This is a genomic window from Caulobacter flavus (assembly GCF_003722335.1).
GTDB lineage: Bacteria > Pseudomonadota > Alphaproteobacteria > Caulobacterales > Caulobacteraceae > Caulobacter > Caulobacter flavus.
This window is the reverse complement of the sequence record NZ_CP026100.1, coordinates 2,907,730-2,933,999: the sequence shown is the minus strand read 5'-3', so window position 1 is coordinate 2,933,999 and position 26,270 is coordinate 2,907,730. Positions and strand designations below refer to the sequence as shown.

The following is a 26,270-nucleotide window of genomic DNA, read 5'->3' as shown; positions in this document are numbered from 1 at the left end:
CTTCGACGTTCCGAATTTCGCAACAGTCCCCCAGAGGGGAAGGATCTAGAAGCGCCGGCGAGAAAATGCTCCCCCGCTGGGGGAGCTGTCGGCGAAGCCGACTGAGGGGGTCTTCAACCCCGCACAAGCTCCCGCATGGCCTTGTCGAGCCCGTCGATGGTCAGCGGAAACATGCGGTCGTTCATCAGCTGCTTCATGACGCCGATCGACTGGGTGTAGTCCCAGTGGCGCTCGGGCGTGGGGTTCAGCCAGACGCAGCTCTGGTAGATGTCGGTGACCCGGCTCATCCAGATGGCGCCGGGCTCTTCGTTCCAGTGCTCGACGCTGCCGCCCGGATAGGTGATCTCGTAGGGGCTCATCGTGGCGTCGCCGACGAAGATCACCTTGTAGTCGGCCGGGAACTTGTGGAGCACCTCCCAGGTTGCGACCTTCTCGGTGTGCCGGCGCTTGTTGTCCTTCCACACGCCCTCGTAGAGGCAATTGTGGAAGTAGTAGAATTCCAGGTGCTTGAACTCGGTCTTGGCGGCGGAAAACAGCTCCTCGCAGAGCTTGATGTGGCCGTCCATCGAGCCGCCGATGTCGAAGAAGATCAGTACCTTGATGGCGTTGCGGCGCTCGGGGCGCAGCTGGATGTCGAGATAGCCCTTCTCGGCCGTGCCGCGGATGGTGCCGGGCAGGTCCAGCTCCTCGGCCGCGCCCGTGCGGGCGAACTTGCGCAGACGCCGCAGGGCGACCTTGATGTTGCGGGTGCCCAATTCGACGCTGTCGTCGAGGTTCTTGTACTCGCGCTTGTCCCAGACCTTCACGGCCCGGCCGTGGCGGCCCTTGTCCTGGCCGATGCGCACGCCCTCGGGATTGTAGCCGTTGTTGCCAAACGGCGAAGTGCCGCCCGAGCCGATCCACTTGTTGCCGCCCTGGTGACGCTCCTTCTGCTCGGCCAGGCGCTCGCGCAGGGTCTCCATCAGCTTCTCGAAGCCGCCCAGGGCCTCGATCTGGGCCTTCTCCTCGTCGGTGAGGAACTTCTCGGTCAGGGCCTTGAGCCATTCCTCGGGAATGTCGGCGGCGACCCCTTCGCCCACCGTCTCCAGCCCCTTGAAGACGTGGCCGAACACGCGGTCGAACTTGTCGAGGTTCTTCTCGTCCTTCACCAAGCTGGCGCGCGACAGGAAGTAGAAGTCGTCGATCGAGCGGTCGATGACGCCCTTGTCCAGCGCCTCCATCAAGAGAAGGTACTCGCGCAGGGACACCGGCACCTTGGCCTGGCGCAGTTCGGAGAAGAAGCGAAGGAACATCGGCCAGGTCTCTGGGGCGGGTCTCGAACGTCTGTTCGAAAGAATGAGGCCATCCGCTCTCCGGCGCAACGGCCTCAGGTCCTGCGCCGTCCGCCGCGCGAATGGCCGGTGGTCATCGGGTCGGGCTTGCGCGGCGCTATCCAGCCCGGCGGCCGGGCCGGAACCGGCTGGTCAGTGCCTAGTCCCATCTTTCCTGGAGTCTGCCGCTGGAAGTAGGAGGCCTGGGGCTCGGGCGCGTTGGGCGGCTCATGCAGGCGTTCGGAACGGCGCAGGTCGGCGATCTCGTCGCGCAGGCGCCCGGCGGCCTCGAAATCCTCGGCGGCGACGGCCCGCGCCATCCGCTCCTCCAGCGCCTCGATGTGGCTGTCGCTCATGACCGCTTCCTTGCTGCCCCAGCAACAACGCCCCAAGCCGGCGTTCGCCCACTCTTTGCTTGAGGCTCCGCACGCGGAGGCGTAGGCCGTCGGCGTGTCCGATCCTGTCGTCGTCAATCCGGCCGCCCCGCCCCTGCCAGAGCCCTCGCCCTGGACCACGCGGCTCGTCTCGCTCGCCGTCGCCAGCGCCCTCCTGATGGAGTTCATCGACTCCACGGCCCTGTCGACCGCCCTGCCCCGGCTGGCGCAGGCGTTCTCGGCCGACCCGATCCACCTGAAGCTGGCTTTGACCTCCTATATCCTGGCCCTGGCGGTATTCACCCCGGCCAGCGGCTGGGCGGCCCAGCGCTACGGCGCGCGGCGGGTGTTCCTGATCGCCATGCTGGTGTTCCTGGCCGGCTCGGCCCTGTGCGGCCTGTCGCAGAACCTGGGCCAGCTGGTCGCCGCCCGCATCGTCCAGGGCATAGGCGGGGCGATGATGACGCCGGTGGCGCGGCTGATCGTGGTCGGCTCCACGCCCAAGGACAAGCTGATCAGCGCCATGGGCTGGTTCACCATGCCGGCCATGGTCGGACCGCTGATCGGCCCGCCGATCGCCGGCTTCGTGCTGTCGGTGGCCGACTGGCCGTGGATCTTCTACCTGAACCTGCCGATCGGCGTGGTCGGCGCGATCGCCGTGCGGCGGTTCGTGCCCAAGGGCGCGCCCGACCCGGAGGCCGGTCGCTTCGACACCCAGGGCTTCGTGATGAGCGCCGTCGCGCTTTCGGGGCTGATCGGCCTGGCCGAGACGGCGGGTCTGTCGCTGCTGCCGCCGCTGGTCCAGGCCCTGCTGCTGGCCGTGTCGCTGGACGCGGGCTGGCTGTACCTCCAGCATTGCCGGGCCCAGGCCAAGCCGATCCTCGACCTGACCCTGCTGCGCTATCCGACCTTCAGGGCCAGCCTGGTGGGCGGCACGTTCGTGCGGCTGGGCATCGGGGCCAGCCCATTCCTGATGCCGCTGCTGCTGCAGGTGGCGCTGGGCTGGAGCCCGCTGAAGGCCAGCGGCGTGACCATCGCCACGGGCCTGGGCGTGCTGGTCGCCCGGCCGTTCGCCGGGGCGCTGCTCAAGCGCTACGGCTTCCGCACGGCGCTGGCGGTGTTCGTGGTCGCCACGGCGCTGATGACCGCCGTACCGGGCTTCTTCACGGCGTCGACGCCGATGTGGCTGATGATCGCCCTTCTGCTGGTCGGCGGCTTCGCGCGGTCCAGCCAGTTCATCGCCGCCAACACCATCGCCTATGCCGACGTGCCCCAGCCGCGCGTGGCGGCCGCCTCGACCCTGGCGGCGGTCAGCCAGCAGGTCGGCCTGGCCCTGGGCGTCAGCTTCGGCGGCCTGATGCTGCATATGACGCGCGGCGTCGGCGAGGCAGCGCTGACGCCGTCGAGCTTCGTCTGGCCGTTCGTGGCGATCGGGGTGGTGACGCTGCTGGCGCTGCCGGTCTACCTGCGGCTCGACAAGGACGCGGGGGCCAGCATCAGCGGGCGCTAGGACCCCCTCCGGCCCTCCGGGCCACCTCCCCCAGAGGGGGAGGATCTAAAAGCGCCAAGCCAGATGCTCCCCCTCTGGGGGAGCTGTCGCGGAGCGACTGAGGGGGCCGCCGCCAGGCGGCTACGGACGCGCCGCCGCGATGCGCGCGCGGGCGATCTCGTCGGCGACCAGGTTGGCCGGGCGCTTTTCGGCCAGCGACTGGTCGAGCACCTCGGCCAGGGTCAGGGCCAGGCGGTCGAGCTTGGTGGCCACCCATTCCGGATCGAAGGCGCCGCCGGCTTCCAGGGCGCGGATCTCGGCGGCGACGTTGATGATGCCGCCGCCGTTGATGACGTAGTCAGGGGCGTAGAGGATGCCGCGATCGAACACGGTCTGGCCGATCATGGCGTCGGCTAGCTGGTTGTTGGCGCCGCCGGCGATGACCTTGACCTTCAGGCGCGGCAGGGTCGCCGCCGAGATCGCGCCACCGAGCGCGCAAGGGGCGAAGACGTCGGCTTCGACGTCGAAGATGGCGTCGGTCGAGACGATCTCCGCGCCGGTCCTGGCGGCGACCTCGTTGAGGGCCACCTGATTGACGTCGGCGATGATCAGCTTGGCGCCGGCGGCGTGCAGCTTCTCGGCCAGATAGGCGCCGACGTGGCCGACGCCCTGGATGGCCACCTTCACGCCCGTCAGGTCACGGCCCAGCGCGCGCTCGACGCACAGGCGCACGCCGCGGAACACGCCCTCGGCGGTGACCGGCGAGGGATCGCCCGAGGCGGCCGCGTGGCCTTCCAGGCCGGCGACGTAACGGGTGGTCTTGCGGGTGCTCTCCAGGTCGGCCGGCGAGACGCCGACGTCCTCGGCCGTCCAGTACGAGCCGCCCAGGCTGTCGACCGCGCGGCCGAACGCCTCGAACAGTTCCGGAGACTTCTGCTCACGGCTATCGCCGATGATCACGGCCTTGCCGCCGCCGAAATCGAGGTCGGCCATGGCGTTCTTGTACGACATGCCGCGCGACAGGCGCAGGGCGTCGGTCAGGGCCGCCTCGCTGCTGGCGTAGTCCCACATGCGGCAGCCGCCTGCGGCCGGGCCGCGAGCGGTGGAGTGGATGGCGATGATCGACTTGAGGCCGGTCTTTTCGTCGTAGAACGAGTGGACGCCTTCGTGCCCTTCGAAATCGGGCAGATCGAACAAGGTCATTGCCGTGGGCCTCGCCTGAGCCTGGAAAACAGTGCGCCGGGGTGTACGCCGCCCCGAGCGCCGCCGCAAGGATCACTTCATCGGCCTTTTGTCACATAGACCGACGATCGTTCATATCGCACTGCAATATACCGGACGTTCGACTAGCGTCCGGCCGGAACGCCCTGAACTTTGACGACATTCGGCGCGGTGGGCGCGCCCGGGATCGGCGGCGCGCCCGACGGCAGGTCGGCCTGCGGATCCTTCATGAAGGCGGCCGCGTCGCGCCAGACCACCTGCGCCTGCTTGTCGACCAGCAGCAGATGATAGCCGTCGGCGTAGAAGGCCGAACGATCGTCGGGCTTCAGGCGGCGGGCGGCCTGCTTGGTCGGCTCCTCGGGGATGATCTCGTCGCGCGCGCCGTAGAAATAGGCGACCGGGACCCGCACCTTGCCCAGCGAGGCCCACGCCCGCTCCATCAGACCGACCAGGCCATAGAGGGTGTCGGACCGCGCGCCCCAGATCATCAGGGGATCGCGGCCCATGCGCCGCAGCTCTTCCATGTTGTCGGTCGGCAGCACCTTCTGCACCAGCCACTCGGGCGGCTTGACCACCCAGCTGCGGGCGGTGTGGGCGCTGATCCACAGGCTGGTCTTGTAGGGCAGAGGCTGGGCCGACCAGCCCCAGACGGCGGGCGCGAACAGCAAGAGGGAATCGGCGGCCGGCGGGTTGTCGGTGGCCATGGCGGCGATCGCCAGGCCGCCGCCCATGCTGACCCCGGCAAGAGAGACCTTGGCGTCGGGATGGGCCTCGCGGACCAGCGAGACCAGGGTGCGGACGTCTTCGATCATCAGCTCGGTCGAGGCCCAGACGCCCCGGCGCGGCGAGCGGCCAAAGCCCCTCAGGTCGAGCGCGTAGGTGGCGATGCCCTGCCCCGCCCACCAGTCGGCGGCCAGGTGATAGGCATTGGAGTAATCGTTCATGCCGTGCAGGCCGACGACCACATGGGTGACGAAGCCGTCCTGCGGCAGCCAGCGCTTGAGGCCCAGCTTGGCGCCGTCGAAGGCGATCATCCAGTCGTCCTGCAGCCGGGCGCCGCGCAGGCCGAGCGGCGCGATGGCGGGGCGCTGGGTGATGGGGGCGCAGGCGGCGGCGAGGCCGGCGGCCCCGACGGTGAGGAGAAGGCTCCGGCGGTTCATCGCGCCAGAATGCCCGCGACACGGCGGCGAAGATAGGGCGTGACCTCGTCCTCGAACCATGGATTGCGCTTGAGCCAGGCGGTGTTGCGCCACGACGGGTGCGGCAGGGGCAGAACGCCGTAGGCGGCGTATTCGCTCCAGGCGGCCACCGTCTCGGTCATGGACGGCTTCATCGCGTCGCCCAGCGCCCACGCCTGGGCGTAGCCGCCGACCAGCAGGGTCAGCTCCACATTGGGCAGCAAGTCGAGCAGGTCCTTGCGCCACAGGGCCGCGCAGCGCGGCGGCGGCGGATAGTCGCCGCCTTTCGGGTTCGTACCCGGAAAGCAGAAGGCCATGGCCGCCACGCCGATCTCGGGCCGGTCGTAGAAGGCGCCACGATCCACGCCCATCCACTGGCGCAGGCGATTGCCCGAAGGGTCGTTGAACGGCAGGCCGGTCTCGTGCACCAGCCGTCCCGGCGCCTGGCCGCAGATCAGGAGGCGCGTCCCCTCGCCCACTCGCACCACCGGACGCGGCTGGGGGATCTCGCCGACGCAGGCCCGGCAGGCGCGGATCTCGGAAAGCAGGGCGTCGAGCGACATGGCCGGCAGTTAGGACGCCGCCGGCCACGCGCCAAGGGGCGGCGTCTTCAGGTCGCGGCCACTGGCGTCACGATCGACACCGGAACGAATTCGGCCGCGTGCTGAACCGCCACGCCCAGGTCGACCCGCAGGACGCCCTGGCCCAGATAGGCCGCGTTGTTGCTCATGTCGCATACGACGTAGAACGACTCCGCCGCCTTGGCGCCCATCAGGCCGCCCGCCTGCCAGATGCCGGCAAGGAAGGTCGAGACCTGCGCCTGCACCGTCGCGAACAGCGCCGGCGACGGCGGCTCCGTCGCCGCCCAGGCCAGGCCAGCGGCGACACTGTCCTCGATATGGTCGATCAGCCTGCGCGCGGGAACGTAGCGGAACGTGTCGCTGACAGCCGAGAGCGTCCGCACGCCCCAGATCACGGCGTCGTGCCCCGGGAAGCTTCTCAGCGCATTGAGGCTGCGCGCCGACAGCACCGCGTTGTCGCCGTCGGTCAGGAAACGCTGCGGAACGCCGCTGGCGAAATCCGCCCGAATGCCGGCCGGCGCGGTCCAGACGCCGTCCTTGCGATCGGTACGGGCCCAGATGCCGGCGACGGCGCCCCCGGACGGACGCGGCCCGCCCTCGTCGAGCAGGCGGGAGACGTAGCAGGCCATGCGCGTGCGCTGCTCTTCGGTGAAGTCGCCTAGCGCGTCGACCGTGATGTCGTCGATCTTGGCGGCGGCCCAGGCGGCCGGCGCTTCCAGGATCATCATCGCTTCGCGCTCGGCCACGAACGCCGCGGCGGTCTCTCGGGCGAAGACCGGAACATCGCCTTCGACGTCGTCCGGCGACAGGTAGAGAATGTTGAACGGCGTCGCCTTCAGCGCGGCCAGGGCGGCGTCCAGAGCGGCCTTAGTGGTCGCGTTCCCGGGCAGGCGGACGACGATGGCCGCCTCGCCGCCGTTCGCGAAGAAGTCGGCCGCCGCCAGCGTCAGGGGATGGGCCCGATCCGCCGGGCCGTAGGCGGCTTCGAAAGCCGCCAGGCCGTCAATGGGGACCGCGACGCCCGCCGGGCCTTGGCCGGCCCGGCCGACTAGCGCCGTCACCGCCGTGGGCAGGCCGGCGATCGGCCGGACCGCGGCGATCTCCTGGACGAACACGCCCGGGGTCTTCAGTTGCGACATCGAAGCTACTCCATACTCGACACCGCAACCTCCGATAGCCGCCCCGGGGTTGGCAAGACGTCAGGCGGCCTCGGGCGGCGCGAAGGCCGCCAGCAGGGCCTCCTCGCCGGCGATCAGGCCGGCATAGGCCGGCCGCGCCAGGATGGCGTCGGTATAGGCCTTGGTGCGCGGCCAGCGCGACAGGTCGAGCTTGAGGTGGCGCAGGTTGGCGAACGGGCTGGCCACGGCGATGTCGGCCAGGGTCAGGCGATCCTCCAGCAGGAAGCCGCCTTCGTCGGGGACGATGCTTTCCAAGTAGTCGAGGGCGGGCGGCAAGTCCTCGGCCTCGGCCTTGGCGGCGACGGCCTCGTCGCCGGGCCGGCGCATGAAGCGCGGGGCGACGATGCGGTTGAAGAAGATCTTGCCGCCGGCCGTCACCAGGATGGTGTCGGCGTACTCCTCGAACCAGACCGCCCGGGCGCGAGCGCGCGGCTCGGCCGGGATCAGGTTCGGCTCCGGATGCAGGGCCTCCAGATAGGTGATGATCGCCGTGGAGTCCGAGATGCGGAAATCGCCGTCCTGGAAGCCCGGGATCTTCCTGAACGGACTGCACTCGGCGAACTCGGGATCGAGGGTTCCGGGCGGCGACACCCGGTTCTCCAGCTTCAGCCCCTTCTCGGCCCCGTAGGCCAGGGTCTTGCGCACATAGGGCGACAACGACGAACCGAAGACGATCATGAGCGAACCTCCCCTGATGTATTTGGGAGGCTCATAGTTCACCGATTAGGTTTCTTTTCAAGACCCACCTTTCGGCGGGCCTCGATGCGATCAATCCTCGGCGTCGTCGGCCCCGTCGTCGGCCACGTCCGGGAAGCTGGTCGGATCGCCTTCCATCGGCAGACGCAGGCGATAGACGCCCCGGAACTTCTCCGGATTGGCCGGCTTGTTGTGGCGCAGGATGACGATCTGGCCCTGCTTGGCCAGTTCGACGGCGTCGGTGCGGATGTGGCCGAGCAGCCGCTGCCAGCGCTCGGGCTGGATGGCCTTGGCCACCGACATCGGGTCGATGGACTTGCCGGCCGGCAGGCCCGCCAGTTGCGAGAGGATGGTGTCTTGGATCGGGGTGGTCATGGGAAAGCCATGCCACGGTTCGGCCTTCGACGTAAGCGGGCGGCTTGCCTCGACGCGCCGCGAGGTCTTAGCTGAGCCGCAATAACAACGAGAAAGTACGGGAGCGCAGGGCATGGACGGCGGCAACGAGATCGTCAGCGGGCCGAGGCTGATCGAGGACGGCGAATGGGCCGGCTGGCGCACCTGGGCGGGGCTGGATCCGTTCGAGGACCAGACCGGGCCGTTCTATTTCCGCGAGGACGACGGCAAGGTGCGCTGCGCCTTCCGGGCCGAGCCGCGCCACATGAACGGCGGCGGCTTCATGCACGGCGGCTGCATGCTGACCTTCGCCGACTTCTCGCTGTTCGCCATCGCCTGGCGCGAGCTGGACAACGCCAAGGCCGTCACCGTGTCGCTGAACGGCGACTTCGTCGGTCCGGCCAAGGCCGGGGACCTCGTCGAGGCGACCGGCGAGGTGGTCCGCGCCGGCGGCTCGATGATCTTCGTGCGCGGCCTGCTGAGCACCGGCGGCCAGCCGATGCTGACCTTTTCCGGCGTGATCAAGAAGATCTGGACGATGGGCGGACCGGCCTAGGCCCCGTCCGCCAGCCGCCTGGCCTGGGCGATCCAGGCATCGCGCTCGGCGCGGCCCTTCAGGTTCAGCAGCTTGTCGAAGCTGTCCAACTCGTCGGCGCTCCAGGCGGCGATCTGGCCGAAACGGGTAACGCCCAGGTCGGCCAGCGAGGCCGCCAGCTTGGGCCCGATGCCGACCAGCAGGGTCAGGTCGTCGGCCGCCGTCTTGGCGGTCTCGACCAGCGGGGCGACGGCCTTTTCAACGACCTGCTCCGGCTCGGCCACGACTTCGGCGAGCGGCTCGGGAACGGTCTCGACGACGGCTTCGACCACCTCGACCGAGGCCTCGGCGACGGCCAGCGGAACCTCGGCCGCCGCTTCGACCACCTCGGCGGCCGCGGTCGCCACGGTCTCGACGACCGGCTCGACCTCGGCCACGACGGCCTCGACCACCTTGACCGGCGCCTCGACAAGCGCCGGCGCCGGCTCGTCGATCACGCCGCGCGACACCGGCTCGGGCGCGATGGCGATCAGGGCTTCGAGGTTGACCGCCTCGCGCCAGCGGTTGGACCACCACCACCAGGCCGCCCCGGCCGCGGCCGCGCCGCCGAACACCGCCCACAGGGGCGAGGCCGCGCCCAGCAGCACGTTGGTCGAAGGAGCTTGGGAACTGTCGGAAGACGAGGGCGGGAAGGACGAGGAAACCATGGCCGTTCACTCCGTCGATCAAGATTGTGCGGCGCAGCATAGCATGGAACGCCGTTTCGCAAGCGCAAAAATGCTACCCTTACGTCAGCCTCCGAACAGCGCCGAGCAGGCCATGCCGGCCAGCGCCATCACCGCCACCAGCGCCAGGATCGGCAGGCGCAGGGCGAAGGTCAGGCCGCAGGCCAGCGCCACCAGGCCCATGGCGGCCGGATCGAGACTGGCGAGATCGGGGACCGTCGCCCTGAACGGTCCCCAGGCCGCCTCGTTCCCGGTCCGGAACAGCAGGTGCACGGCGAACCAGGCGGCCAGGCTGGCGATCACCCCGACCACCGCCGCGCCGACCCAGGACAGAGCGCCCGCCGTCCGCGCATGGCCGCGCAGCCGCTCCAGCACCGGCCCGCCGGCGAAGATCCACAGGAACGACGGCGCGAAGGTCGCCCAGGCCGCCATCAGCCCGCCCAGCACCGCCATCGGCCAGGCCAGGGCCGGGTCGGCGTCGCGCCAGGCGGCCACGAACCCCACGAAGACGAAGACCAGCACCAGCGGCCCCGGCGTGGTCTCGGCGAGGCCCAGGCCGTCCAGCATCTGGCCGGGCGTCAGCCAGCCCAGTTCGCCCGACACCTGGCCCACATAGGCCAGGGCCGCGTAGGCGCCGCCGAAACTGACCACCGCCAGGCCGCTGAACGCCGCGCCGATCTGGGCCAGGGCCGAGCGCGGCGCGATCGCCAGGACCAGGATCACCGGACCCAACCAAGCGGCGAGGCAGACCAGCGCCGCCCTGCCCGCTCCCTTCAGCGGCGGCGTCTCGGCCTGATCGACGACCACGCCGTCGCCCGCGCCGAACAACCAGCCGGCGAGGCCGGCGACCAGGATCACCACCGGAAACGGCGTGACGGTGAAGCTCAGGGCCAGGAAGGCCAGGATCGCCGCGATGGCGCCGGCCCGTCCCCGCGCCGCCCGGCCCGCCATCCGCAGCAGGGCCTGCAGAACCAGCGCCACCACCGCCGCCTTCAGGCCCAGAAGAACCGGCGCGGCCCAGCGCGCCTGGCCATGCATCACGTAGAGCGCCGACAGCCCCAGCATGGCCGCAAGACCCGGCAGCACGAACAGAAGCCCCGCCGCCAGGCCGCCGCGCACGCCGTGCAGCCGCCAGCCCAGCCAGGTGGCCAGTTGCTGGGCCTCGGGCCCGGGCAGCAGCATGCAGAAGCTGAGCGCGTGGGCGAAGCGGTCCTCGTCGATCCAGCCGCGCTTCTCGACCACTTCCCGGTGCAGCAGGGCGATCTGCCCGGCCGGCCCGCCGAAGCCCAGGCAGCCGACCTTCAGCCAGACGGCGCATGCCTGACGAAGGCTGGGCGCCAGGCTCACCGGGTCAGGCGCGCCAGACGCGGGCCGCCGCGCCGGTCTCGCCCAGGCGCGCGGCCAGGAAAGTCGTGATCTCACTGACCTTCGGCTCGATCGCCGCCGGCGCGCCGACCAGCACCATGGCGCTGCCGTTCATCTTCATCGGGTCTCGCAGGGGCCGCAGGCGAAGCTCGGCGACTAGCGCGTCGTCCGTGACGTTTTCTAGCGCGCGGACGAAGGCGTCGAAGGTCTCCAGGTCCTTCAGCGGCGTCCAGATCGCCAGGACGGCGGCCGGGTCGACCTTGCGCACTGCGCGCACCGTGGCCACGCACTGGGCGTAGTCGTCGGGCCGCTCGAACGGCGGATCGATCAGCACGAAGGTGCGGCCGCCGCGCCCGGCGCGGGCCTCGGCCGTGGCGTAGCCGTCGGCCTTCAGGGCCTGGGCGAAGGCGTAGGGACCCAGCACCTTGCGCAGCTGGTCGAAGTCGTCGTCGCGCAGTTCGCAGGCGGTGTAGCGGTCGCTCCGGCGCAGGGCCCGGGCGATCAGCAGCGGCGAGCCCGGATAGAGCGGCGCGTCGGCCGCGCCGACGTTCAATTCCTCCACTGCCTTCAGCAGCGACGCGAACGGCGCGGGGGCGTCGCCCTCGGCCAGCAGGCGGCCGATGCCGGCGGCGGCTTCCTTCGACTTCTGGGCCATGTCGCCGCGCAGGTCGTAGGCGCCCGCCCCGGCGTGGGTGTCGATCACCGCCAGCGGCGACTCGTCGACGGTCAGGGCCTCGAGCAGGGCCAGCAAGATCGCGTGCTTCTGCAGGTCGGCGAAGTTGCCGGCGTGAAAGGCGTGGCGGTAGTTCATTGCGAAGTGACGCTCCCGGAACAGAGGCCCCGTCTACCACGTTGGCCGGAATTAGGTTGGGAGCGAACGCATGGACCGGCATTTTTCAGCCCTCGGCGCGTGGTGAACGCCATGCCGCGCGACACCGCCGAGGCGCCCGCCGCCGAAAAGACCCTGCTGGCCTATGTCAACGACCAGGAACAGGGCCTGACCCGCCTGGGCAAGCCCGGCGCCTTCGCCTATGCCGACGCTGACGGCCGGCCGGTCAGGGACGAGGCGACGCTGGACCGGATCCGCGCCCTGGCCATCCCGCCGGCCTGGACGAGCGTGTGGATCTGCCCCGACCCCAACGGCCACATCCAGGCCGTCGGCCGTGACCAGAAGGGCCGCAAGCAGTATCGCTATCATCCCGACTGGCGGGCCGACCGCGACGCCCGCAAGTACGAGCGCATGGCCGCCTTCGGCCGCGCCCTGCCCCGCCTGAGGAAACGGGTGGAGGCCGACCTGGCCCGCCGCGGCCTGCCGCGCGAGAAGGTGCTGGCCGCCGTGGTTCGCCTCCTGGAGCTGACCCTGATCCGGGTCGGCAACGACGAGTACGCCAAGACCAACAAGAGCTTCGGCCTCACCACCATGCAGAAGCGCCACCTGAAGCTGGCCGGCGGCGGGGCGATGTTCGAATTCAAGGGCAAGAGCGGCAAGGTCCACCGCACCGGCTTTCGCGACCGGCGCCTGGCCCGCATCGTCCGGGCCTGCCAGGACCTGCGCGGCCAGCGCCTGTTCCAGTACCTGGACGAGGAAGGCCAGCGCCGCTCGATCGAGAGCCACGACGTCAACGACTACATCCGCGCCGTCGCCGGCGAGGACTTCTCGGCCAAGGACTTCCGCACCTGGTACGGATCGCTGGCGGCGCTGGAGGCGCTGAGCCTGCAGCCCGCCCCGGCCACCAGGACCGAAGCCAAGAAGGCCCTGAACCTCTGCATCAAGGCCGTGGCCGGCCTGCTGGGCAACACCCCGGCCGTCTGCCGCGCCGCCTACATCCACCCCCGCGTGCTCGAAGCCTTCGAGACCAGCGGCCTGCCGAAACGGCGAGCCTCGTCCGAGCGGGCAAGGGAGTTGGCGCTGCTGAGGCTGGTGGCCAGCTGAACTTAAGCCCGTCGGTGGGCCGCCAGCGCCTTCTCCAGCTCCTCGACCATGATCTTCTTCAGGCTCTCCGGCGAGACGATCTCGATCGCATCGCCCCAGGTGAACAGGTGCCAGGCCAGCTCCAGCATGCCGCTGGCGCGGAAGGCCACGGTCACCACGCCGCCTGGTCCCTGGGTCACCACCTGGTTGGAGTGAAAGCGCCAGCGCAGGGCGTCCTCGGCGCGATCGGCGCGGATGCGCAGCACAACGTCCTCGATCTCGCCGTGATAGATGCCGAAGCTCTCGTCGGCGAAGGCCTGCAGCGAGAAGTCGGCCGGCGGCGAAGCCGGCCTGTCCAGCGCCTCGACGTCGCTCATCCGGTCCAGGCGGAAGGTGCGCGGCCGCGGACTGTGCCCCTCCAGCGAGACGAGATAGTTGCTGCGGCCGAACAGGATCCCCAGCGGCGTGACCGTCCGCGTGCGGCCCGGCTGGCTGCCGCCCTCGTAGCGGAACGACAGCGCCGTCAGTCCCTTCACCGCCGAACGGATCTGCGCCAGCACGCCCTGGTCTTCGAACGGACGCGGGCCGGCGTGGACGGCGATGGTCTCGGCCTGGACCAGCGCCTCGACGTCGGGGGCCACCCGCCGGCGGGCCGAGCCCTTCAGCGCCGACAGCAGCTTGCCCTCCAGGGCGTACAGGGCCGCGGCCCGGGCGTCGGCGCCGGCGGCGGCGTTGGAGTCGGCGGCGGTGCGCAGGGCCGCCAGCTCCTCGGCCGTCGGTGTCTGGAACAGGCTGTCCAGGCCCGAGGGAATGCGGAAACGCCGGGTGGGCGGATCCTCGATCGCCTCCATCTGCGGAAAGGCCGTCCACACCGCGTCGCGCATGCGCTCGGCCGTGCGCCGCCCCACCTCCATCGCCTGGGCCATCTCGTCCAGGGTCAGCCCCTCGGAGGAACTGGCCAGCCGGCGGGCCAGGTCGAGGAGCTTCGTCGCCTTCTCATGTCTCATTCCGGATCATTACGACCGTTTCTGTCGCAACGCACGTGGAAAAGGGAGCATCGCAAACGTTCGGAGAAACCGACATGAGCCGCCTCGCCTGCCAGTCCTGGCACGTTCGTCCGGTCAGCGCCGCGATGATCTCGGCCGTGCTGGCCTTCGCCGACATCCACCGCGACCTGGGCGGCGGCCGCACGATGATGCGCCTGAGCCCCGAGCGCGCCGCCAAGGCCGACGTCATCCTGCTGCTGGGCGGCGACGCCGAGCGGGCGACGGACGTGGGCCTGGTCTGGAACGACCGCGAGGACCAGTTGATCCGGGTGGTCGACGACGCGGCGCTGCGCGAGACCCGGCTGGCGGCCTGGGAAGAGGCCTTCGACCTCTTCGAAGCCGACGACCACGAGCCCGAGGCGCCCCGTCTCTGCGCATGACCCGAGGGCTGCATCCCGCGCCCCAGGACAAGTTGAATCTTCGATCACGGAAGCCGGGTCTCGCACCCGGCTTTTCGCCGTTCTGGACCAGACTTCCAGAGTCTATTCGGGCGCGCCGAAAGTCACCGTTTCTCACACCGTGCGATCGCTCGATTCAGTCAAGGCGCTGCGTCAAAACAGGTTAACAGATCACTACAGTAAATGGGTCGGTAACCGCGACATTTTCACTCAATCTCAAGAATATTACGAGATGTTGCAGCAGGGCAAAAAGCCCTCCGACCGTCAAAATGACGTCGGGCACCTCAAGAAGGAGTCTTCGTAATGGCGCTGAACAGCATCAACACGAACTCGGGGGCGATGATCGCCCTCCAGAACCTGAACTCGACCAACAGCGAACTGCAGGTCACCCAGCAGCGCATCAACACCGGCAAGAAGATCGGTAGCGCCAAGGACAACGGCGCGATCTGGGCCACCGCCAAGAACCAGTCGGCCACCTCGTCCTCGATCAACGCCGTGAAGGACTCGCTGCAACGCGGTCAGTCCACCATCGACGTGGCCCTGGCCGCTGGCGACACCGTGACCGACCTGCTCGGCAAGATGAAGGAAAAGGCCCTGGCCGCTTCCGACACCTCGCTGAACACCGCGTCGTTCAACGCGCTGAAGGCCGACTTCAACTCGCTGCGCGACCAGATCACCAAGGCCGTCAGCAACGCCAAGTTCAACGGCGCCAGCATCATCGACGGCAAGACCACCAAGCTGACCTACCTGGCCAACTCGGACGGCACGGGCATCACCGTGAACGCCAAGACGCTGTCGCTGGCCGGTATCGGTCTCTCGACCACCACCACCTTCACGACCGCCGCCTCGGCCAAGACGATGATCACCACCATCGACACCGCCCTGCAGACGGCCACCAACAAGCTGGCCTCGCTGGGCACGGCCTCGACCGGCCTGGACACCCACCTGAACTTCGTCGGCAAGCTGCAAGACAGCCTCGACGCCGGCGTGGGCAACCTGATCGACGCCGACCTGGCCAAGGAAAGCGCCAAGCTGCAAGCCCTGCAAACCAAGCAGCAGCTGGGCATCCAGGCGCTCTCGATCGCCAACCAGTCGTCGAGCTCGATCCTGAGCCTGTTCCGCTAAGCGGAAACGACGACCAGACTATCGGGGCGGGCCGCATGGCCCGCCCCACTCTTCGCGCCAAAGCGCGACAGGGCTGGAGCCAGGCTCGCCCGACTTTACCTGAAAATTGTATTTTCTTGCGCTTCTTGCATAGCGAGCAATCGCATCGGCGCCCGAAAACCACGGCGGATCGACGCCTCTGGCCACGCCCCTGTGGTCGCCGGCACGACGGAGCCGCCTATGACCGAATGCACGCTGCAGATCGTCAACATGACCGACCATCCGGTCGACATCACCACCACGCTCATCGAAGTCCGAGACTGGGCCTCGCCCGGAGAGCGCAACCCCCTAGTGTTCAGCGGCGGCCAGATCCCCGCGTACGGGAGAACGGTCGCCAGCCCCCAGGCGCTCGCCGAAGGCCACAACTCCGCTGAGTTCCGCCTGAGCTTCGCCACGCACCGGGGCGAAATCGGCACGCTGGCCGACGCACGACCCGTCACCGCGCCCAACCTGGTGAAGAACTTGGGCTACCGGAAAGGCTACCTGCCCACGTTCGGCGACGCCGCGGTCCACTTCCAGGTGCTTGAGGCCCAGGACCCCGCCGCCGACGGGCATGACGGCAAACTGACCATTGTCCTGATCCCGAAGATCGATCCCAGGACCTGGATGTCGAAGCTTCCCGACGACGCCTATCTGCGCGACGTCACCCTTCCCGGCTCCCACGACGCAGGCACCGCCGCCTACATCATCCCCCTCAGCCGCTGCCAGGACCTGTCGATCGGCGAACAACTCGACAAGGGCGCCCGCTATTTCGATATCCGTCTTGATTCCACCTACCCGCTCGAGATCGTCCACGGCGCATCGAACACCGGGAAGTATTTCGAGAAGGACTGCCTCGCGCCGATGGCCGAGTTCCTCAAGCACCGGGGAACCGCGGAAACCATCGTGATGTGCATAAACTCCGACGCCGAGAACCATTTCCACGACAGCGTGATCAGCCTGGTGCGCCGCGCGCTGAACAACACCTTCGGCGGCGACAACTGGCTGGACCACTTCGAGATCGATACTCACCAGAAGCCCCTGAAGGACCTGCGGCAGAAGATCGTCTTCATGCGGCGCTACAAGTTCGACAAGGCCAGCAGCAAGTATCTCCACTGCCGCGGCATCGAGATGATCGAATTCAAGAACGCGACGGGCTCCGACTCCTTCGAATGGCCGGATGACAGCGACAGCTTCTCCGAAGCCGGAGGGTACCTGTTCAACACGGCAGGCGAACCCTACGCGATCCAGGATCGGTACGGCCTCAACTCGTTCTCGGTCCACGACAAGATCGCATTGATCGAGCGGTACATGAACAGCTGGCGGCCGGACGTGTGGTTCCTGAACTTCCTCAGCGGCTCGAACGCGGCGATGCTCCCGCGCGGCGTCGCCGAGGGCTTCTACATGATCAACGCCCATATCTTCGACTTCATCATCGAAAATGGCGTCGCGCCCTACGGGACGCTGCCCATGGACTTCATGACCCAACCCGAGGGTCTGCTCGACCTGATGATCGCCAGCAACCAGAAGATCTTCGTCAAATGAGCCGGCGGGCGGCTCCGGCGCCTGGAGCGCACCTGGCGAAAGCGTGAGCGGTTTCGCCGGCTAACGCGCTCTGGATGTCTGATCTGGAGCCTTTAGCCTCGCATGCTTCCATGTGAGGCCAGAGGCCCTAGCGCGCCGGGGCCGCCCCCCAGCGTCTTGCCCATCCGGGCCAGCGGCACGTCGTAACCCTTGGAGGTCGGCGCGGTGAACGGCTCGATCAGCACGTAGCCGCAGGCCTCGTACAGCGGCACGCCGCCCATGGTCGCGGCCATCTCGACGCGGGTGAAGCCTTCGCCCGCCGCGGCCTGCTCGCAGGCCGCCAGGATCGTCCGGCCGACGCCCTTCCGCACGTGGTCGGGGTGGGTGTACATCGCCCGCACCCGCGCGGCGTCACGCGCCGGATCCAGCATGGCCGCGTCGCGCCCGGCCGAATGGTCGCCGCCGAACAAGGTGGCGCGCCGGCTCCAGCCGCCGCAACCGGCGATCTGCCCCCCATCCTCGACGACGAAATAGGTGCCGTCGGCGATCAGCTGGCTGTCCAGCCCCATCACCTCGAACGAGGCCTTCACGCCCTCGGGCGGCAGGAACGGCGTCAGCAGCTCGGCGATCGCCGCGTTCATCAGCGCGGTCAGGGCGGGAATGTCCTCCGGACGGGCCAGGCGCAGGGAGAGATCGGTCATCAACCGGACATAGCCCGCCCACGTTCCGGCGCAAGGCCGTCGCCCCGGACGGGCGCCTCGGTTAGGCTGCCCCGCGACGGAGCCGACGCCGTCGAATCCCCCGCCTTCCCCCGTGAGTCCCGATGTTCCGCAACACCGCCCTCGCCGCCCTCGTCCTCGCCGGCGGCCTCGTTCAGGCCGCTCCCGCCCTGGCCGCCCCGCCGCCGGGCCAGACGCTCTACGCCGACAACTGCGCCGCCTGCCACCAGGCGACCGGCAAGGGCGTCAAGGGCGCCTATCCGGCCCTGGCCGGCACGCCGCTGGTCCAGGGCGACGCCAAGCCGCTGCTCGCCATGGTCCTGAACGGCAAGAACGAGATGCCCGGCTTCAAGGACGACCTGACCGACGCCGACCTTGCGGGCCTGCTCACCTATGTCCGCGCCTCGTGGGGCAACAAGGGCAAGGCGATCGCCCCCGCCGAGGTCGCCACGGCCCGCCGCCGGAAATAGGCCTCTGGGCCCTCCCGGAAACTTTCTTCGGGAAAAATCGATGACAACGTTGTCATCAGCAGCGAAAGCCGCTATACAGGTTCTGCCCTTCCTGGGCGTTTCCTCCCAATTCACTGGGCCGCCTTCTTCTCCTGGAGGGCGGCTTTTCTTTTGGGCGTCAGGCCGTCCTGATCTGCCCGTCCTCGACCTGGACCGGCCACGGCGTCAGGCGGCCGCCGGCGCAGGGACCGCCCAGGCAGGCCCCGTCCTCGATGGAAAACACCGCGCCGTGCCAGGAGCAGGCGATCATGCCGCCGTCCGGCGTCAGGTACTGGTCCAGCTGCTGGGCCAGCGGCAGGCCGGCGTGCGGGCAGCGGTCGACATAGCCGAACGCCGCCTGGCCCCGCCGCACCACGAAGCCGTGGAAGCGATTGGCGCCGATCTGCAGCACGTAGTTGCGCGCCGCCCCGTCGGCGATCAGGTCGAGCGGGCCGAGATTGATCCCGGCCCGCGTCGACCAGACCCGGCCGACAGTCTCGACCTGAGTGTCGGCGCCTTGGCTCAAACCCGCTCGACCGTCTGCTCGATGGCGCCGAAGATGGTGTGGCCCTTGGCGTCCTTCATCTCGATGCGGACGGTGTCGTCGCCCAGCAGGAACGGCGTCCTGGGCGCGCCGTGCAGGAGGGTCTCGACGGTGCGCAGCTCGGCCAGGCACGAATAGCCGAGACCGCCATCGGAGATCGGCTTGCCCGGGCCGCCGTCGGCGTCGCGATTGCTGACCGTGCCCGAGCCGACGATGGTGCCCGCGGCCAGCGCGCGGGTCTTGGCCGCGTGGGCCACCAGGGTCCCGAAATCGAAGGTCATGTCGACGCCGGCGTCGGCGCGGCCGAAATCCTTGCCGTTCAGCTCGACCAGCAGCGCGCCCGACAGCTTGCCGTCCTTCCAGGCCTGGCCCAGGACGTCGGGGCTGACCGCCACCGGCGAGAAGGCGCTGGCCGGCTTGGACTGCACGAAGCCGAAGCCCTTGCCCAGTTCGGCCGGGATCAGGTTGCGCAGGGAGACGTCGTTGCACAGCATCACGAGACGGATGGCCTCGAGCGCCTCCTCGCGGCTGGCGCCCAGCGGCACGTCGCCGACGATCACCGCCACCTCGCCCTCCAGGTCGCAGCCCCAGGCCGCGTCGGCCAGCGGGATGGTGTCGCGGGGGGCCAGGAATCCGTCCGACGCGCCCTGATACATCAGCGGATCGGTCCAGAAGCTGTCGGGCATCTCGGCCCCGCGCGCCTTGCGCACCAGCTGGACGTGATTGACGTAGGCGCTGCCGTCCACCCACTGGTAGGCGCGCGGCAGCGGGCTCAGGGCGTCGTGCTCGTGGAACCGCTCCCTGGGCACGCCGCCGTGCTCGAGGCTTTCGGCCAGGCCGCGCAGCAGCGGCTCGCAGCGCTCCCAGTCGTCCAGCGCCGCCTGCAAGGTCGGGGCGATCGTCCCGGCGTCGGTGCACCAGGCTACGTCGTTCGACACCACGACCAGACGGCCGTCGCGGCCGCCCTTCAGAGACGCGAGCTTCATTCGGCGCTTCCTCTTCCTGTTCTGGTTACGGCAGGCGGGCCTTGGGGAACCCGTCCCAGCACGCGTCATAGTCGGCCTGAAGCGCGCGATGCTCCAGCGCGAACTTCGTCGGCGCGATCACCCAGCGGCTCTCGAACATGAAGGCCAGGGTATTGTCGATCTTGTGCGGGCCCAGCTCGGCCTCGACGGCCTTGCGGTGGCTGGCCACGTCGGGGCCGTGGTCGCTCATGCAGTTGTGCAGGCTGGCCCCGCCCGGGGCGAAGCCGCCCTCCTTGGCGTCGTAGGCGCCGTGCACCAGCCCCATGAACTCGCTCATCACGTTGCGGTGGAACCAGGGCGGCCGGAAGGTGTGCTCGGCCACCATCCAGCGCGGCGGGAAGATCACGAAATCCACGTTGGCCGTCCCCGGCGTGTCGCTGGGCGAGGTCAGCACCGTGAAGATCGACGGATCGGGGTGGTCGTAGCTGACCGTGTTGATGGTGTTGAAGCGCGCCAGGTCGTAGCGATACGGCGCGAGGTTGCCGTGCCAGGCCACCACGTCCAGCGGGCTGTGGTCCCATTCGGCCGCCCACAGCCTGCCCTGGAACTTCTGGATCACCAGGGTGGGCGCATCGACGTCCTCGAAGGCCGCCACGGGCGTCTCGAAGTCGCGCGGATTGGCCAGGCCGTTGGAGCCGATCGGCCCCAGTTCCGGCAGGCGCAGGGCCGCGCCGTGGTTCTCGCAGACATAGCCGCGCGAGGGTCCGTCCACCTCGACGCGGAAGCGCACGCCGCGCGGGATCACCGCGATGTGGCCGGGACCGGCCTTCAGCCAGCCCATCTCGGTCACCAGGGTCAGGACGCCCTGCTGCGGCACGATCAGCAGCTCGCCGTCGGCGTCGTAGAACACCCGGTCCTTCATCGAGGCGTTGGCCAGGTAGAGATGCACGCCCATGCCAGCCTGGGCCGCCACGTCGCCGTTGCCGGCCAGGGTGACCAGGCCGTCGACGAAGTCGGTCGGCGTCGCGGGGATCTCGATCGGGCTCCAGCGCAGGCGGTTGGGCGTGACGGGCCCGTCGATCACGCTGGTCAGCTTCGGCTGGTCGTAAGGCTTGTAAGGTCCATGCCCGGCGCTGGGCCGCAGCCGGTAGAGCCAGCTCCTGCGGTTCTCGTGCCGGGGCGCGGTGAAGGCCGTGCCCGACAGCTGCTCGGCATAGAGGCCGAGCGGCGTGTGCTGCGGCGAGTTCTGCCCCACCGGCAGCGCGCCGGCCACGGCCTCGGTCGCGAAGTGGGCGCCGAAGCCGGTCTGGTAGCGGAGGTCCATCGATGCCCCTCTCGTACTTTCAGGTGCAACTAGATCGTCATCCCGGACGGCCTGCAAGGCCGATCCGGGACCCAAGGGCGGTGCGCACGACCCCTGGGTCCCGGCTCTTCGCGCTACGCGCTACGGCCGGGATGACGGGCGTAGGGTGCAGATGCGCCTTACGCGTCGACCGTGATCACGCCGCGGCGGATCTGGTCCAGCTCGATGCTCTCGAACAGGGCCTGGAAGTTGCCGTTGCCGAAGCCCTCGTTGCCCTTGCGCTGGATGATCTCGAAGAAGATCGGGCCAAACAGGTTCTCAGTGAAGATCTGCAGCAGCAGGCCCTCGTCGCCGACATTGCCGTCCAGCAGGATGCGGTTCTTCTTCAGGCGCTCCAGGTCCTCGCCGTGGCCCGGCACGCGCTTGTCGATCAGCTCGTAATAGGTCTCGATGGTGTCCTGCAGCTTGACGCCGCGGGCGCGCAGGCGCTCGACGGTGTCGTAGATGTCGGCCGTGGTCAGGGCCAGGTGCTGGATGCCCTCGCCGTTGTACTGGCGGATGAACTCTTCGATCTGGCTCTTGTCGTCCTGGCTTTCATTCAGCGGGATGCGGATGGCCTTGTCGGGCGCGATCATCGCCTGGCTGAACAGGCCCGTGGCCTGGCCCTTGATGTCGAAGTACTTCTGCTCCTCGAAGCCGAAGACCTGGTTGTAGAAGGTCGACCAGGTGCGCATCTGGCCGCGCTTGACGTTGTGGGTCAGGTGGTCGAGCAGATCCAGGCCCACCGAATTGGCGGCTTCGGCCTCGGCGGCGCCGGGAACCGGCGTCCAGGCGTCATAGATGCTCCCCTCGCCTTCGACGAGATAGAGCAAGGACCCGCCGATGCCTTCCAGCACCTTGGCGTCCGCGCCCAGGACCGAACGGCTGGCGTCGGCGGCCTTGGCGCCGCGCTCCAAGGCGTCGGCGAAGGCTTGGCTTGCGTCGTCGACGCGGAAGGCCATGCCGTTGGCCGACGGGCCGTGCTGGCTGCGGAAATCGGCGACCTGGCCGGCGGCCTCGTCGTTGACCAGCAGGTTGATGCGGCCCTGCTTGTAGCGGGTAACCGCCTTGGTCGGATGGGTGCTGGCGGGCACGAAGCCCAGCTGCTCGATGATCGCCTTCATCGCCGCCGGATCGGGGCTGGTGAATTCGACGAACTCGAAGCCGTTCAGGCCGAGGGGGTTTTCGGGCGTGACGGGCATGGAAGCCTCCCTAAGGCTCGTTATGTCTTTACGGAACCAGCGCGGCCGGCAGGCCGGCGATCAGGCGGTCGTTGTCGGCCGGACGGCCGATGGTGATGCGCACCCAGCCGCCCTTGACGGGCGTCGGACGGACGATGAGCCCTTCGTGCAACAAACGCATGGCGACGGCTTCAGGCCCCGCCGGCGTGCGCAGGAAGACGAAATTGGCTTCCGAGCGGGTATGCTCGACGCCCATCTGGTCGAGCGCCGCCTCGACGCGGGCGCGCTCGGAAAGGGTCAGGGCGACGGTCGAGGCCAGATGCTCGCGGTCTTCCCAGGCGGCCAGGGCGGCGGCCTGGCTGACGGCGGTGACGTTGAACGGCGGGCGCAGGCGGTCGAGATAGGCGATCAGCTCTTCGCTCGAGGCGACGCCATAGCCAACCCGCATGCCGGCCAGGCCATAGGCCTTGGAGAAGGTGCGCGCGGCGATCCACGGACCGCCCCAGGCGTCGAGCACGGCCAGCATGTCGTAGGCCTCGAAATATTCGCGATAGGCCTCGTCGACGAACACCAGGGTGGTCTTGGGCGTGGCGGCCAGCACGGTCTCGACGGCCTCGCGGGAAAGCGCGTTGCCGGTGGGGTTGTTGGGCGTGCAGAGGATCAGCAGCTTGGGCCCCTGGGCGGCCGCGGCCGCGACGGCCGGAACGTCGAGGTCGAAATTGGCCAGGCGCGGCACGTCGACGATCTCGGCTTCGGCGCAGCGGGCGAAGATGTCGTAGGCCGGGAAGGTCGGCGAGGAGAGCAGGATCTTATCGCCCGGGGCCAGCACGGCGCGGAACACGTAGTCGATCAGCGCTTCCGAGCCCGGCGACACCACGATGCGGCTGGACGAGACGCCCAGGCGCTGGCCAATCGCCGCACGCAGGGTCTCGCAATAAGGGTCGGGATAGATCTGCGGCTCGGCGACGGCGGCCATGACCGCGTCGGCGACCTTGGGGCTGGCGCCCAGCAGGTTCTCGTTGCTGGCCAGCTTGGCGAAGTCGGAAAGACCCGTGCGGCGGCCGGCCTCGGCCAGGGTCATGCCGGCCTTGTAGGCGACGACGCCGTCGAGGGCGGCGCGCATCGGCGTGGCCGGGGCGGCCTGGGGCTTGCGATCGAGAACCAGCATGACGGCCGCTCCGGGAGTCGGTAACACGGACGTCAGGATAGGTCAGGCGCGGAGGCGCGTTGTGGCGATGATGACCAAGGTGATGTGTGTATAGGTCATTTTATGACCTAATTTCCCCATATGCGACCACATACAACAACCGCCTCCCTCGCCCCTGTGGCGAGGGCCCATGGCGGTCGCTGCTCAGACCTCGGCTTTGCTCGAAAGGTCTGAGCAGGCTGAACCATGGATCCTGGGCACAAGGCCCAGGAAGGCGTCTTAAGGTACAAAAGGCGTGAACAAGGGCATCCGCCCCTATTCCAGATAATCCAGCGGCAGGGCCGTGGAGTCCTTGATCGTCTCCAGCACGAAGCTCGACTGGATGTCCTTCACCGCCGGCATCTTCAGCAGGCGCTTCATCGTGAACTCGGCGTAGGCGTCCAGGTTCGGCGCCACCACCCGCAGCAGGTAGTCGTAGCTGCCGGTCATGGCGTGGCAGCCCACCACCATCGGCTCGCGCAGCACCGCCTCCTTGAAGGCCTCGGCGGCGGCCTCGTTGTGGCGGTCGACGGCGACCTCGACATAGGCCAGCAGGTCCAGCCTGGCCTTGCGGCGGTCCAGCAGCGCCACATAGCCGCTGATCAGGCCGGCTGCCTCCAGCTGCTTGACCCGCCGCAGGCATGGACTGGGCGACAGACCCACCCGGTCGGCCAGCTCCACGTTGGTGACGCCGCTGTCGCGCTGCAGGACATCGAGGATCTTCTTGTCGGTGCGAGTGAGCTTCATCGTGACCGGATAAGGTGGTTTTCCAGCAGTATATGACGACGAAGGCTCAAAATCCTCCCCCAGAAGTGGGAGGCGGCCCGGAGGCGCTGACGCCCCACCCCGGTTTCACGGGGGAGGACAAAAAGCAAAACGCCCGGGGCAGAGACCCCGGGCGCTTCGACTTACGCTTTACGCTTACTGTTACGCTTACTGGTACTAACTCGGTGTTCAGTTCGCCAGGCGACGCAGGAACGACGGGATCTCGAGATCCTCGCCGTCGTCGGCCTGGGGCGGATCGATCGGCTGCAGTTGCGGACGGGCCGAACCGGTCTGGCGGGCCTGCGGCTGCGGGGCAGGCTCGTAGCGCTGCTGGCGACCGCCGCCGAACAGGCTCATCCAGCCGCCGCTCTTCTGCTGACGGCGATCCTCGTAGTGATCGCTGTACAGCGGCTCGTCCTCGGCTTCGGCGACCATCGGGTCGACGATGCGGGTGACGCGCGGCGCGGGAGCCGGCTCATAGACCGGTTCCGGCTCGTAGGCGGCTTCCGGCTGGGCGTAGAGGTCGGCCTGGGCCTGCGGCTGCGGAGCCGGCTCGTAGGCCGGTTCCGGATAGGCCATGGTCGGGCGCTCGATCGGACGGGCCTCGTAGCGCGAACCCGGGCGGATTTCCGGCTGGGCGGGCGCCTGGGCGACCGGCTGCGGGGCGGGCTGCGGAGCCGGTTGCGGCGCGGGACGCGTGGTCTCGGCCAGCAGCGGCGCGGCGTGGGTGTTGCGGGCGGCCGGCTTGGGCTCGATCTGCTGGATCGATGCGCCGTCCATGCCGGTGGCGACCACCGACACGCGGATCACGCCGTCCAGCGACGGATCGAAGGCCGCGCCGAAGATGATGTTGGCTTCCGAGTCGACCTGGTCGGAGATCGCGTTGGCGGCCTCGTCCACTTCGAGCAGGGTCATGTCCATGCCGCCGGTCACGTTGACCAGCACGGCCTTGGCGCCCTTCAGCGAGACTTCGTCGAGCAGCGGGTTGGCGATGGCGTTCTGGGCGGCCATCAGGGCGCGGTCTTCGCCGGTGCCCTCGCCGGTGCCCATCATCGCCTTGCCCATCTCGGTCATGACCGTGCGGACGTCGGCGAAGTCGAGGTTGATCAGGCCCGGCAGCACCATCAGGTCGGTGATCGAGCGGACGCCCGAGTGCAGCACCTGGTCGGCCATGCCGAAGGCTTCGGCGAAGGTCGTGCGTTCGTTGGCGACGCGGAACAGGTTCTGGTTCGGGATGACGATCAGGGTGTCGACGTAGCGCTGCAGCTCCTGGATGCCGGCGTCGGCCAGGCGCATGCGGTGGCGGCCTTCGAAGTGGAAGGGCTTGGTCACCACGCCGACGGTCAGGATGCCGCGCTCGCGGGCGCACTTGGCGATGATCGGGGCGGCGCCGGTGCCGGTGCCGCCGCCCATGCCGGCGGTGATGAACACCATGTGAGCGCCTTCGAGGTGCTCGCCGATCTCCGGGAAGCTCTCTTCGGCGGCGCTCATGCCCACTTCGGGATGCGCGCCGGCGCCCAGGCCCTGCGTGATCTGCACGCCGAGCTGGATGCGACGGTCGGTCTTGGCGAACTGGAGCTGTTGGGCGTCGGTGTTGGCGACGACGAACTCAACACCCTCGAGGCCCGCCTCGATCATGTTGTTGACGGCATTGCCGCCCGCGCCGCCAACGCCGAACACCACGATGCGCGGCTTCAGCTCGGTGGTGCGCGGCGCCGAAAGAGAAATAGCCATGGGGACCCTCGCGTCCTTACGCCGAATTCGCCAAATGAACCGACCGCAAGCCGGTAACGCCTCGACGATCGGGTTAACAGAACAACCACCATCGTTAACTGGCGGTTAAAGCCATAATCTGAGTCGGCTGCAGGTCGATCCCGCTTAACCCGAAAAAAGCGAGTTATCCAAAGGAATTGCCTGGAACTCCTTGGTTTACAAGCTGGGCCGGAACCCCTGTGCGGCGGAACGCCGCTGGCCTGTTTTTTGCGTCCGAACCCTCGGATTCGGGGGCGCGA

27 protein-coding genes are annotated in these 26,270 nt (G+C 68.8%); 7 read left to right on the top strand and 20 right to left on the bottom strand.

Annotated features, from left to right (window positions below; genetic code table 11):
* Window positions 1-113: 113 nt before the first annotated feature.
* Both C1707_RS13495 and C1707_RS13490 read right to left on the bottom strand, forming a co-directional pair.
* The gene (locus C1707_RS13495) at window positions 114-1,292 is read right to left on the bottom strand and encodes a vWA domain-containing protein (RefSeq protein WP_101711276.1); all 1,179 of its coding nucleotides are present in this window, start codon (window positions 1,290-1,292) and stop codon (window positions 114-116) included.
* A 74-nt stretch (window positions 1,293-1,366) separates the two neighbouring features.
* Window positions 1,367-1,666, bottom strand: coding sequence for a UvrB/UvrC motif-containing protein (locus tag C1707_RS13490; RefSeq protein ID WP_101711275.1), 300 nt, complete (start codon window positions 1,664-1,666; stop codon window positions 1,367-1,369).
* Between the two features lie 94 nt (window positions 1,667-1,760).
* Between C1707_RS13490 and C1707_RS13485 the strand changes: the two genes are divergently transcribed.
* Window positions 1,761-3,194, top strand: coding sequence for an MFS transporter (locus C1707_RS13485; protein ID WP_240633692.1), 1,434 nt, complete (start codon window positions 1,761-1,763; stop codon window positions 3,192-3,194).
* A 120-nt stretch (window positions 3,195-3,314) separates the two neighbouring features.
* Here the strand turns inward: C1707_RS13485 and C1707_RS13480 are convergent, their stop codons facing one another.
* From C1707_RS13480 to C1707_RS13455, 6 genes are all read right to left on the bottom strand, one after another.
* Complete coding sequence (locus C1707_RS13480) at window positions 3,315-4,376, bottom strand: Leu/Phe/Val dehydrogenase (RefSeq protein WP_101711274.1); 1,062 nt, start codon at window positions 4,374-4,376, stop codon at window positions 3,315-3,317.
* Window positions 4,377-4,519: 143 nt separating this feature from the next.
* Window positions 4,520-5,554: an alpha/beta hydrolase gene (locus C1707_RS13475; protein WP_101711273.1), complete on the bottom strand. Its 1,035-nt coding sequence runs from the start codon at window positions 5,552-5,554 to the stop codon at window positions 4,520-4,522.
* Complete coding sequence (locus C1707_RS13470; RefSeq protein ID WP_101711272.1) at window positions 5,551-6,135, bottom strand: uracil-DNA glycosylase family protein; 585 nt, start codon at window positions 6,133-6,135, stop codon at window positions 5,551-5,553. The genes C1707_RS13475 and C1707_RS13470 overlap by 4 nt, the downstream gene beginning before the upstream one ends.
* A 47-nt stretch (window positions 6,136-6,182) precedes the next feature.
* Window positions 6,183-7,292 carry a phage tail sheath family protein gene (locus tag C1707_RS13465; protein ID WP_101711271.1) on the bottom strand — a complete coding sequence of 370 codons (1,110 nt, stop codon included), beginning with the start codon at window positions 7,290-7,292 and terminating at the stop codon, window positions 6,183-6,185.
* Window positions 7,293-7,352: 60 nt separating this feature from the next.
* Window positions 7,353-8,009: a glutathione S-transferase family protein gene (locus C1707_RS13460; RefSeq protein ID WP_101711270.1), complete on the bottom strand. Its 657-nt coding sequence runs from the start codon at window positions 8,007-8,009 to the stop codon at window positions 7,353-7,355.
* 90 nt (window positions 8,010-8,099) lie between these two features.
* Window positions 8,100-8,402, bottom strand: coding sequence for a DUF3253 domain-containing protein (locus C1707_RS13455; protein ID WP_101711269.1), 303 nt, complete (start codon window positions 8,400-8,402; stop codon window positions 8,100-8,102).
* 112 nt (window positions 8,403-8,514) lie between these two features.
* Between C1707_RS13455 and C1707_RS13450 the strand changes: the two genes are divergently transcribed.
* Window positions 8,515-8,976, top strand: coding sequence for a PaaI family thioesterase (locus C1707_RS13450; RefSeq protein ID WP_101711268.1), 462 nt, complete (start codon window positions 8,515-8,517; stop codon window positions 8,974-8,976).
* Here C1707_RS13450 and phaH read toward each other — a convergent pair.
* From phaH to rlmJ, 3 genes are all read right to left on the bottom strand, one after another.
* Window positions 8,973-9,662: a phasin PhaH gene (phaH, locus tag C1707_RS13445; protein ID WP_101711267.1), complete on the bottom strand. Its 690-nt coding sequence runs from the start codon at window positions 9,660-9,662 to the stop codon at window positions 8,973-8,975. The genes C1707_RS13450 and phaH overlap by 4 nt on opposite strands.
* 84 nt (window positions 9,663-9,746) lie before the next feature.
* Complete coding sequence (chrA, locus tag C1707_RS13440) at window positions 9,747-11,027, bottom strand: chromate efflux transporter (protein WP_101711266.1); 1,281 nt, start codon at window positions 11,025-11,027, stop codon at window positions 9,747-9,749.
* A 4-nt stretch (window positions 11,028-11,031) separates the two neighbouring features.
* Window positions 11,032-11,856 carry a 23S rRNA (adenine(2030)-N(6))-methyltransferase RlmJ gene (rlmJ, locus tag C1707_RS13435; protein ID WP_101711265.1) on the bottom strand — a complete coding sequence of 275 codons (825 nt, stop codon included), beginning with the start codon at window positions 11,854-11,856 and terminating at the stop codon, window positions 11,032-11,034.
* Window positions 11,857-11,967: 111 nt separating this feature from the next.
* Here rlmJ and C1707_RS13430 point away from each other — a divergent pair, with 111 nt between their 5' ends.
* Window positions 11,968-12,978: a DNA topoisomerase IB gene (locus C1707_RS13430; protein WP_101711282.1), complete on the top strand. Its 1,011-nt coding sequence runs from the start codon at window positions 11,968-11,970 to the stop codon at window positions 12,976-12,978.
* A 2-nt stretch (window positions 12,979-12,980) separates the two neighbouring features.
* Here C1707_RS13430 and C1707_RS13425 read toward each other — a convergent pair whose 3' ends face one another.
* A complete protein-coding gene (locus C1707_RS13425; protein ID WP_101711264.1) occupies window positions 12,981-13,964 on the bottom strand; it encodes a helix-turn-helix transcriptional regulator in 984 nt (327 codons plus the stop codon).
* A gap of 74 nt (window positions 13,965-14,038) precedes the next feature.
* Between C1707_RS13425 and C1707_RS13420 the strand changes: the two genes are divergently transcribed.
* From C1707_RS13420 to C1707_RS13410, 3 genes are all read left to right on the top strand, one after another.
* Window positions 14,039-14,383: a hypothetical protein gene (locus tag C1707_RS13420; protein ID WP_101711263.1), complete on the top strand. Its 345-nt coding sequence runs from the start codon at window positions 14,039-14,041 to the stop codon at window positions 14,381-14,383.
* A gap of 321 nt (window positions 14,384-14,704) precedes the next feature.
* Entirely contained in the window at window positions 14,705-15,526 is an 822-nt protein-coding gene (locus C1707_RS13415) for a flagellin (protein WP_101711262.1), read from the top strand.
* Between the two features lie 219 nt (window positions 15,527-15,745).
* Window positions 15,746-17,089, top strand: coding sequence for a phosphatidylinositol-specific phospholipase C domain-containing protein (locus C1707_RS13410; protein ID WP_101711261.1), 1,344 nt, complete (start codon window positions 15,746-15,748; stop codon window positions 17,087-17,089).
* 92 nt (window positions 17,090-17,181) lie between these two features.
* On the opposite strand, the gene C1707_RS13405 is transcribed toward C1707_RS13410, so the two are convergent.
* Window positions 17,182-17,769 (bottom strand): GNAT family N-acetyltransferase, encoded by a 588-nt coding sequence (locus tag C1707_RS13405; protein ID WP_101711260.1) that lies wholly within the window; start codon window positions 17,767-17,769, stop codon window positions 17,182-17,184.
* Window positions 17,770-17,891: 122 nt separating this feature from the next.
* Here C1707_RS13405 and C1707_RS13400 point away from each other — a divergent pair, with 122 nt between their 5' ends.
* Window positions 17,892-18,257 (top strand): c-type cytochrome, encoded by a 366-nt coding sequence (locus tag C1707_RS13400; protein WP_101711259.1) that lies wholly within the window; start codon window positions 17,892-17,894, stop codon window positions 18,255-18,257.
* A gap of 157 nt (window positions 18,258-18,414) precedes the next feature.
* On the opposite strand, the gene C1707_RS13395 is transcribed toward C1707_RS13400, so the two are convergent.
* The 7 genes from C1707_RS13395 to ftsZ all read right to left on the bottom strand — a co-directional run bounded on the left by C1707_RS13395 (window position 18,415) and on the right by ftsZ (window position 25,992).
* Window positions 18,415-18,801 carry a Rieske (2Fe-2S) protein gene (locus C1707_RS13395; RefSeq protein WP_101711258.1) on the bottom strand — a complete coding sequence of 129 codons (387 nt, stop codon included), beginning with the start codon at window positions 18,799-18,801 and terminating at the stop codon, window positions 18,415-18,417.
* Window positions 18,798-19,805: a fumarylacetoacetate hydrolase family protein gene (locus C1707_RS13390; protein WP_101711257.1), complete on the bottom strand. Its 1,008-nt coding sequence runs from the start codon at window positions 19,803-19,805 to the stop codon at window positions 18,798-18,800. Before C1707_RS13390 ends, C1707_RS13395 begins: the two co-directional genes overlap by 4 nt.
* Window positions 19,806-19,830: 25 nt before the next feature.
* Window positions 19,831-21,108, bottom strand: a complete 1,278-nt coding sequence (gene hmgA, locus C1707_RS13385; protein WP_101711256.1) for a homogentisate 1,2-dioxygenase — start codon at window positions 21,106-21,108, stop codon at window positions 19,831-19,833.
* A gap of 158 nt (window positions 21,109-21,266) precedes the next feature.
* Window positions 21,267-22,328, bottom strand: a complete 1,062-nt coding sequence (gene hppD / locus C1707_RS13380; protein WP_101711255.1) for a 4-hydroxyphenylpyruvate dioxygenase — start codon at window positions 22,326-22,328, stop codon at window positions 21,267-21,269.
* Window positions 22,329-22,356: 28 nt separating this feature from the next.
* On the bottom strand, window positions 22,357-23,475 hold the full coding sequence (gene hisC, locus C1707_RS13375; protein ID WP_101711254.1) for a histidinol-phosphate transaminase: 1,119 nt from the start codon (window positions 23,473-23,475) through the stop codon (window positions 22,357-22,359).
* 294 nt (window positions 23,476-23,769) lie between these two features.
* Complete coding sequence (locus tag C1707_RS13370) at window positions 23,770-24,240, bottom strand: Lrp/AsnC family transcriptional regulator (protein ID WP_101711253.1); 471 nt, start codon at window positions 24,238-24,240, stop codon at window positions 23,770-23,772.
* Between the two features lie 207 nt (window positions 24,241-24,447).
* Window positions 24,448-25,992, bottom strand: a complete 1,545-nt coding sequence (gene ftsZ, locus C1707_RS13365; protein WP_101711252.1) for a cell division protein FtsZ — start codon at window positions 25,990-25,992, stop codon at window positions 24,448-24,450.
* Window positions 25,993-26,270: the final 278 nt, after the last annotated feature.